The 1,332-nt window shown below is 34.8% G+C and carries 2 protein-coding genes; both read right to left on the minus strand.

Annotated elements, in window-relative coordinates; genetic code table 11:
- Positions 1-61 precede the first annotated feature (61 nt).
- Positions 62-718, minus strand: a complete 657-nt coding sequence (gene cpsQ / locus R7O12_RS25115; RefSeq protein ID WP_318126772.1) for a cyclic-di-GMP-binding transcriptional regulator CpsQ — start codon at positions 716-718, stop codon at positions 62-64.
- 228 nt (positions 719-946) lie between these two features.
- A partial coding sequence (locus R7O12_RS25120) for a LuxR C-terminal-related transcriptional regulator (protein ID WP_318126774.1) occupies positions 947-1,332 on the minus strand: 386 nt, incomplete at its 5' end.

Raw genomic sequence — 1,332 nt, forward strand, 5'->3', positions numbered from 1 at the left:
AATATAAAACTTAGTACTTTATCTATTGTTTTCTTTTAATTACATGCAGTTATTCCTAGTACTAGAGGTTTCTTTTTGCCCAACTTGTGGCTTGCGTCCTATTTTTCACTTCTAACTTTCTAAAAATATTGTATAGATGCGATTTAATAGTATGTTCGCTGATAAAGAGTGAGTCAGCTATTTCCATATTTGAACCGCCTTCTTTCAACATTTTCAGAACTTGTATTTCACGCCGTGTCAGTTCTACTTCAATCGCAGGCTCTACAACGTTATTCGATTCTTTTCCTTTGTAATAATTTACCAATTGATCCAGCAATTTTCTTGATAGCCAATTATCTCCTTTAACAATGGCCCCTAATCCTCGACAAACCTTTTCCATAGAGTCCAATGGACCAAATATGCCTTTGACATGAGGCCAAGACGCTAGCTCTTCGGTATCTAAGTCATAACCCAGATTAAGCATGATAGTACCTAGCACTTTATTGCTATCCTTTAGATAAACTAAAGTGTCAGAAGGTGTATCAACTGAAAAGTCAACCAATAAAAAGTAACGATCTGGGATGAGTTCATGATAGCTAGGGTTTTTAGCATCGATGATCGTTATCTTTGTTCCTGTATTTCTAGAAAGCATTTCCTTAAAGTTTTCACTCTGTAAACTTTGTTGAGTGAGCATTAGGATTTCAGGCTTTTCCGTGTACTGTTCCATAATGTTTCTCATACTTTCATTAACTTAACATTATTAAATTCGTAGTTAATCGTCAGCACTCAAGTTCATATCTAAGTGCTAGACAACAGAGTAAAGTTATTTGCTACTTTTTTGAATTATTAATTTATTAAAAATAGAAACAAAAAAAGTGTTTCTCATAAAAGAAACACTTTTAACATGATCTATTTTTGACTAAATATGAGTATGCACTAAATTAGTCAGACATCGATTTTTATAAAATCAAACAACTACTATAGATTGTTCTGATATATTTTCTTTCGCCCAAATCAGCGCTTGCACTCTGTTTTTTACATCAATCTTTTTAAAAATATTGTGAAGATGCGTTTTAACCGTATTTTCGCTTACAAATAACTGCTCAGCTATTTGTTGATTAGAGGCCCCCATAGATAAAAACGTAATGATCTGTTGTTCCCGTTTGGTCAATATTGCCGGAACGTTCTTATTAATTGGCCTGCTATGACGACGCAGGTGAGTAATGTACTGTTGTGCGAATTTACGACTGAACCACATATCGCCTTGGAGCACCTTGTCAATGCCCGTTTGTAAGGTTTGTATATCGTCTGAGGTATAGAAAATGCCGGCAAGTGAACGCCAGACAAAGAGCT

The sequence above is a fragment of the Vibrio sp. Vb1574 genome (assembly GCF_033338675.1).

Bases quoted from the DNA above. Each gene is read 5' to 3' on its own strand.
- cpsQ (WP_318126772.1), bottom strand. From the start codon at position 718: ATGAGAAACATTATGGAACAGTACACGGAAAAGCCTGAAATCCTAATG.